7 protein-coding genes are annotated in these 7,080 nt (G+C 58.7%); 1 reads left to right on the forward strand and 6 read right to left on the reverse strand.

Annotation, left to right across the window (positions count from 1 at the left end; genetic code table 11):
• Complete coding sequence (locus ACTG34_RS04925) at window positions 1-1,161, reverse strand: M20 aminoacylase family protein (RefSeq protein WP_439103883.1); 1,161 nt, start codon at window positions 1,159-1,161, stop codon at window positions 1-3.
• A gap of 440 nt (window positions 1,162-1,601) precedes the next feature.
• Between ACTG34_RS04925 and ACTG34_RS04930 the strand changes: the two genes are divergently transcribed.
• Complete coding sequence (locus ACTG34_RS04930; protein WP_439103884.1) at window positions 1,602-2,666, forward strand: YeeE/YedE family protein; 1,065 nt, start codon at window positions 1,602-1,604, stop codon at window positions 2,664-2,666.
• Here ACTG34_RS04930 and ACTG34_RS04935 read toward each other — a convergent pair.
• From ACTG34_RS04935 to ACTG34_RS04955, 5 genes are all read right to left on the reverse strand, one after another.
• A complete protein-coding gene (locus tag ACTG34_RS04935) occupies window positions 2,599-3,903 on the reverse strand; it encodes a DUF3422 family protein (protein ID WP_439103885.1) in 1,305 nt (434 codons plus the stop codon). The two genes, ACTG34_RS04930 and ACTG34_RS04935, sit on opposite strands and share 68 nt — an antisense overlap.
• Window positions 3,904-4,048: 145 nt before the next feature.
• Entirely contained in the window at window positions 4,049-4,462 is a 414-nt protein-coding gene (locus tag ACTG34_RS04940; RefSeq protein ID WP_062219350.1) for a thioredoxin family protein, read from the reverse strand.
• Between the two features lie 20 nt (window positions 4,463-4,482).
• Entirely contained in the window at window positions 4,483-5,199 is a 717-nt protein-coding gene (locus tag ACTG34_RS04945) for a cytochrome c biogenesis CcdA family protein (protein WP_439103886.1), read from the reverse strand.
• 91 nt (window positions 5,200-5,290) lie between these two features.
• A complete protein-coding gene (locus ACTG34_RS04950; RefSeq protein WP_439103887.1) occupies window positions 5,291-5,758 on the reverse strand; it encodes a hypothetical protein in 468 nt (155 codons plus the stop codon).
• A 190-nt stretch (window positions 5,759-5,948) separates the two neighbouring features.
• The coding region (locus tag ACTG34_RS04955; RefSeq protein ID WP_439103888.1) for an NAD(P)(+) transhydrogenase (Re/Si-specific) subunit beta at window positions 5,949-7,080 on the reverse strand (1,132 nt) is incomplete at its 5' end.

The raw sequence follows: 7,080 nt of genomic DNA on the forward strand, positions 1-7,080 counted from the left end.
TCAGGCGCTCAGACGGCTCTCGACCATTTCAACATACCATGACGAGCCCGCAGGGATGGCCTCATCGTTGAAGTTGAATTTGGGGTGATGCACGGGCGCGCTATCGCCGTTGCCAATCAAAATATACGCACCGGGGCGTTCTTCCAACATATAGGCGAAATCCTCACCCCCCATGATCAACGGCGAGTGCGCACAGCTGCCCGAGATCTTTGTGGCCGCCTCGATCGCGTATTCTGTTTCGCGCGCGTGGTTCACCATAACAGGGTAGCCAAGTTGATAATCCACAGTGGCCACCGCCCCAAAGCTGGCGGCAATACCCGTGGCGATGGTCGTAATGCGCTCGGCGACATCCTTACGAATAGCCGCGTCAAGTGTGCGCGCCGTGCCGCGCAATACAACGCGTTGTGGCAGCACGTTATACGCCGTTGACGAGGTTTCAAATGAGGTGACGGAAACGACAACCTGTTCGGTCGGATCAATGTTGCGCGACGCAATGGTTTGCAGTGCGATGACCAGATGTGACGCCACCACAGTGCTATCAATCGCCTCGTGCGGCTTGGCCGCATGCCCGCCCTTGCCCTCTACCGTAATCTCGAACTCATCGGTTGCAGCAAAGAACGGACCAGAGCGAATGGCAAAGGTGCCGACATCATGACCGGGCCAATTGTGCATGCCGTACACCTCGTCGATGCCAAAGCGGTCCATCATCCCCTCTTCGCACATCACGCGGCCACCGCCACCGCCCTCTTCGGCGGGTTGGAAAATCACCACGGCGGTGCCGTCAAAATTGCGGGTCTCCGCTAGATATTTGGCCGCGCCAAGCAACATGGATGTGTGCCCGTCATGACCACACGCATGCATGACACCGGGCGTTTGCGAGGCGTAGTCCACACCGGTATCTTCCATAATCGGCAGCGCATCCATATCGGCACGCAACCCAACAGTACGCCCTGAGGTCGCCGCCTTGCCTTTAATCACGCCCACAACGCCCGTACGCCCAAGTCCCTCGACAACCTCGTCACACCCGAACGCCCGCAACAGGTCCGCGACTTTGGCGGCGGTTCTGTGCACCTCGAACATCAATTCCGGATGGGTATGGATGTCATGACGCCATTCGGTGATTTCTGGCAACATTTGCGCAAGGCGGTTTTTGACGGGCATAGTGCGTGGCTCCTAGGTGTGATCGTTTGGTCTGGCGCGTGCGACGAGTGAACGCGCTCACAACACATGGCGCAAGCGTGGCATGTGCGCGCAGTATGTCATGGTTCAAACTGGGCCGACAGTCACCTCTCGTCAAGCACACATGCCTGGCGACCGACCACATGTTTTCTTGTCCTCCGGTGTGAGACCAGCCGCGATGAGGCGCGCGCAAAGATCCATCCACGCACATATTCAAATAAGACCAAAAGTACGGCCCAAATCCATCCTCGCTTTGCATTTGTTTTACATGGACGCCACGCCACACGAATTCGGTTCTCGAGGCCTGCGACAGATGGAACAACGTTCCATAAACCGCGCCCAAATGGCGGTCATACCCGCTTGATCAGAGCGGTTTCTCTGGCGTAAGAGGAACAAAATCCCATGTCAGAGGACAACCGCACATGTACGAACAGCTTGGACTTGATATATCCCCCCGTCAGGCCTCAATCCTATTGGGCCTGTTGATCGGCCTCGCGTTTGGCGCACTGGCCGAAGTATCGCGGTTTTGCTTTCGTCGCGCCGTTGCTGGCCCCGTATCCGAACGCAAATCTGCGGCGGGTGTTTGGCTTGGTGGTCTCGCCACGGCCATGATCGGCACCCAAATCGCCGTGGCCCAAGGGTTGATCACGTTTGAGGACCACCGCTTTATGGTCACTGACATGCCGATTCTGGCCATCATTGTCGGAGGCTTGATCTTTGGCGCGGGCATGGTTCTGACCCGCGGCTGTGTGGCACGCTTGACGGTTTTGGCAGGCACAGGCAACCTACGCGCCGTCCTCGTGCTCTTGGCGTTTGCCGTGATTGCCCATGCAACCCTCAAGGGCGTTTTGACCCCGATCCGCACCGCGCTGTCGAGCGTCACGGTGCCGCTGACCAATGGTGCCCTTCCGGGATCGCCGTTGATCTGGACCATTTTGATTGCGGGCGCTGCGGGTCTTTTGGCGCTACGTCTAGCTGACGATCGGCGCACCCTCGCCCTTGGCGCGCTCATCGGCCTCTTGGTTCCTGCCGCATGGATTGGCACAGGCTATGTATTGTTCGACGAATTTGACCCTATCGCCCTTGAAAGCCTATCATTCACCTCTCCCGCAACCGAAGTCCTGTTTTGGACAGTCGCCTCAAGTGCCATTCCCGCAGGGTTCGGCGTTGGCCTGTTTGGGGGCGTCATTGCGGGCGCAATGGTGCTCTCGCTCATCGCGGGTCGTTTTGAATGGCAAAGCTTCACCTCGCCCCAACAAACCGGTCGCTACCTTGCAGGGGCCGCACTGATGGGTGTGGGCGGCGTCTTGGCAGGTGGCTGTACCATCGGTGCAGGCCTATCGGGTGTGCCGACCTTGTCGGTCGCGGCCATTTTGGCCTTGGTCTCCATCGGGACGGGCGGCGCATTGACCGCCCGCCTTATCCGAGATGGTGTTTCTTCAACCGACGCAGGCCAAGCCACATCGTCAGCACCACAACCGGCGTAAGGATCGCGAGGGCCAGACCTTTGGACAGGCCAAGCGGTTCCAAAAACGGATAGACCGCATAGCCCGCAAGGCCCAAGGCGTAGTAGCTAATTGCGACAACCGAAAGCCCCTCAACCGTCTCTTGCAACCGCAATTGCAAATCTGCACGGCGATCCATTGACGACAACAATGCTTGGTTCTGCGCCTGCCGCGCCACATCCACCTTTGTGCGCAACAAATCCGCCGCTCGCGCCGCGCGTTCGGCTACGCCGTCGAGCTGACGCTCGGCGGCTTTAACCGTCCGCATCGCAGGATCATAACGGCGCATCATGAACTCGCTGAACAATTGCCGCCCGTGGAATCGCGTCTCACGCAGCACTTCAATGCGCTGCGTCACGATCGCCTCATAGGCCCCCGTGGCCCCAAACCGGAAATTTGTCTGCGTGACCAAGGCCTCGATACGCGTGGACAGACGCAAGATATCGTCGAGCAGCCCATCCTCCATCCCACCGTCTTTGCGCCCCTCAGGCGCCTCATCCGACATTGCGGACATCACGCGTGACAACTCCATTTCGATTTGTGCCAAATCGCCCACGACCTTGCGCGCTTGCACAAGACCAAGCATCGACATGGCTTTGTACGTCTCGATCTCACACAACCGTTGAACCACGCGGCCAATGCGCCGCTCCCCTGTGTCAGGGCGCGGGAACACCGCAAACCGCATGTGGCCCGCTTCATCAATGCGAAAATCAGACGCCACGACAAGCGCCTCATCAAGGACATGTGCGGCGGCAAGGCTTTCGCGCTCGAACCATCCGTGCAGGCGCTCCAACATCGCGTCATGGCTGTCCACAGGCTCGATGCGAATGAGTGCGGAGGTGATCCGTTGTCCCGGTGCGGCGTCAAGCCAGTCCTGCGGAAAGATATCGAACGTGCCCTTGTCAAAGGCGCGGTCGGCCACCCCTTCGGCAAAGACGGTGTAAGTCACAAACTCGGTATGGCTTTCCCATTTGAGGTGGTATTTGCCAATTGGCCCCATGAAATGCGTCGCATCGGGTGCAGGATGCGCAGCGCCATACCGATCCAACAGAGCGATGAGGTGCGCACGGTCCAGACTGCGATCACGGCGCGCCGCATCGCCTTTGGCACGGATCGCCAGATAGGCCGCGCGCCCTGCCCGCTCGACAGAGGGAAACGGGCGCGCGTGTAATTCGTTGGCCAATTCATAGCGGCGTGGATGATCAATGAGGGGTGCCATGACGGGCCGCCTTTGGTGCGATTGCTTTTCGCCACCATAGAGGCCCGCCCCCAGATCACAAAGCCCGAATTGGGCGTGATTTCAACGCCTTGAGGGAATACAATCGTATACTGGCAGAAACATCACAACCTGACGGGCTGCGCCCTCACATCCCCGCGGCATTCAATGCGGTGTCCATAAGCGCCTTGATCTCGTCGGTTTTCGTTTGTGCGACGATACGGCCAAGCTCCTGATCGCCCTTCAATACCACCAAAGTGGAGCGGCGCGGGATGTTCAAACCTTTGGTGAATGCATGACGCCCGTAGTCGTCCCAATCAACGTTCACAAAGGATATGTTTTGCTCATAAGCTGGATTTTCGGCCTTTAGCTTGTCAATCACACGTCCTTGGGCGGCACAGGTCGAACACCAGGACGCCTTGAAATCAAGAAAGACGGTCTTGCCCGCAGCGAGTTCTTTGGCCACCAAACCCGGTGTGAATTCCATCGGCGCCGCGATGGAGGCCAATGGTGCGAGGGTCAATGTCGCAGCAGCAGTCAAGATAAAGTCACGGCGTTTCATGTGCGTTTCCTTTCAGGGGGTTAAAGAGAGACAGAGAGATCAATCAGCCATGCAGGCAGGGTTTGAACCGCCCATGCCTCGATGATGTGATGGATTTTGAACAAGATCATCAGACCCACAGCGAGGAACACCGCGCCAAGGATCGGACGGGATTTTTCGGCCAGACGGCGCATGAGCGCTTGGCGGCGTTGAAGTGCGGAACGTGCGCCATAGGACAGTCCGAGAATGAGTGTGGACACCCCCATCGCAAAGCCAACCATGATCAACGTGGCTTGGCCTAACCCCTCGCCTTGGGACGCAAGCGCGATGGCTCCGCCAAGGGTCGGACCGATGCAGGGGCTCCACACGATGCCAAGCAACACCCCCGCAAAGAACTGCCCCATAACAGGATCGGAGCGATCAACGCTATCGATGCGCGCATCGGCGCGGGCGGCGAACGATGATGTGGCGCGGGTGAACAGCGCCGACAAACGCGGCACAAACAAAATGACACCAAACCCCACCATGAGGCCCGCGCCAATTTGGCTCAATCGGTCCTGATCAAGTCCAATCGAGTAACCGATGGTGGTCACAAACAAGCCAAACCCCACGAACGATACGCTCATCCCCGCCGCCAAAACCACAGGCCCAATGCGCCCTGCATTGAGCGCCGTGGCCAGAACGATCGGCAAGATCGGCAGGACGCAAGGATTGATCAGCGTCAGCAATCCCGCGCCATATGCAAAAATGAATTCCATAGCTCAGCGTGCCAAACCCGCAGCACCCTGTCACCCGAACTTCTCCTGACGCTTCGTCACATGGGTGTTAGGGGGGTGTAACAATTGGGTCTCAAGGGCGCAGTCGCACCGTGGCCATGGAGCGCCCGAGGAACAGACCCGCGATCAGCCCCGCAATCAGGGCAAACAGTAGCGCATAGGTCGGTGCTGCGGCGAGATGCGGGGCGACGGCTTGCATCGTGCCTTTGATGAAATTGAGCGCGAAGATGCCCATCACCATGACCATGGTCAGCCACTCCCCACGCAAGCGCACACGCGCGCCCTCGCGCGCGATGACGAACCGTGACTGCGCGCGCGCCCCGAACACGACACCGCTCGCGTAAGCCAACACGAAAACACCCCATGCCATCATGCCCGCGTTGAGACTGGCGGTGGCGCGCACCGACAACAGGCCGAGAAACGGCAACCCATAGAAAACGGCGACGGGCGTGACGCGGTCACGCGATGAGAGCACGCCAAGTGCCACGAGACCCAGAAACAGCGGAAAGACCCAAAGCGGGATGTGAGAAAGAAATGTCATGACGACCTCCGAGAGTGTGTTGCATTGGAGCCGTTGTGCCGCGCCCGATTGGGGGCTGCGAGGGCAGATGCGTGAATGGTCCCGATCCTTCGCCAATGCCATCCACGATGCGTGAACGGCGGCCTGCGTTGCACACACAAAAGGGCGCCCCGAACGGGACGCCCTCTTTATCTGTTCACGTATGTGCCGACTAGTCGATTTTGGGCAACAACGCGTTGATGCTGTCTTTGGCATCGCCGTAGAACATGCGGGTGTTGTCTTTGTAGAACAACGGGTTCTCGATACCCGAATAGCCCGTACCCTGACCACGCTTGGACACGAACACCTGTTTCGCTTTCCAGACTTCCAACACAGGCATGCCCGCGATTGGGGAGTTTGGATCCTCTTGCGCCGCAGGGTTCACGATGTCGTTGGAGCCGATCACGATGACCACATCCGTATCAGGGAAGTCCTCGTTGATCTCGTCCATTTCCATCACGATGTCATAGGGCACTTTGGCCTCTGCGAGCAGCACGTTCATGTGACCGGGCAAACGTCCCGCAACGGGGTGAATGGCAAACCGCACATTCTTACCCTTGCCGCGCAGCTTGTTGGTCAACTCGGACACTGCGGCCTGTGCTTGTGCCACGGCCATGCCGTAGCCCGGAACGAAGATGACACTATCCGCTTCATTCAAAGCAGAGGCCACACCATCGGCATCGATTGCGATTTGCTCGCCCTCGACTTCCATTTGTGGACCGGTGGTGCCGCCAAAGCCGCCCAAGATCACCGACACGAATGACCGGTTCATCGCCTTACACATGATGTACGACAAGATCGCACCAGACGAGCCGACAAGCGCGCCAACCACGATCAACAGATCATTGCCAAGCGAGAAGCCGATCGCGGCCGCGGCCCACCCCGAGTAGGAGTTGAGCATGGAAACCACAACGGGCATATCCGCGCCGCCGATCCCCATGATGAGGTGATAGCCGATAAACAGCGCGGCCAATGTCATCACGAACAACGGGAAGAACCCGCCAGAGTTCACGTACCACAGCAATGTGAGCACAGAGAGCGCAGCCGCGCCCGCGTTGAGCATGTGGCCACCGGGAAGCTTGGTCGCGTTGGAGGACAGCTTGCCCGCCAATTTGCCATACGCCACCACGGAGCCTGTGAACGTCACCGCACCGATAAAGATGCCAAGGAACAATTCAACCCGCAAGATGTTCAGCTCGACAGGAGCCTTGTGCGCGATAAGTGCGGCAAAGGTGCCAAGGTGCTGATCGTGCATCCATGATTGGAACCCCACCTCGGTGAGACCCGCAGGCGCAGAGGCGATA

It is taken from the genome of Celeribacter marinus (genome assembly GCF_965656515.1).
Lineage (GTDB): Bacteria > Pseudomonadota > Alphaproteobacteria > Rhodobacterales > Rhodobacteraceae > Celeribacter > Celeribacter marinus_D.

Coding starts and splice junctions, on each gene's coding strand:
- ACTG34_RS04925 (WP_439103883.1), bottom strand. CDS start 1,161: ATGCCCGTCAAAAACCGCCTTGCGCAAATGTTGCCAGAAATCACCGAA.
- ACTG34_RS04930 (WP_439103884.1), top strand. CDS start 1,602: ATGTACGAACAGCTTGGACTTGATATATCCCCCCGTCAGGCCTCAATC.
- ACTG34_RS04935 (WP_439103885.1), bottom strand. CDS start 3,903: ATGGCACCCCTCATTGATCATCCACGCCGCTATGAATTGGCCAACGAA.
- ACTG34_RS04940 (WP_062219350.1), bottom strand. CDS start 4,462: ATGAAACGCCGTGACTTTATCTTGACTGCTGCTGCGACATTGACCCTC.
- ACTG34_RS04945 (WP_439103886.1), bottom strand. CDS start 5,199: ATGGAATTCATTTTTGCATATGGCGCGGGATTGCTGACGCTGATCAAT.
- ACTG34_RS04950 (WP_439103887.1), bottom strand. CDS start 5,758: ATGACATTTCTTTCTCACATCCCGCTTTGGGTCTTTCCGCTGTTTCTG.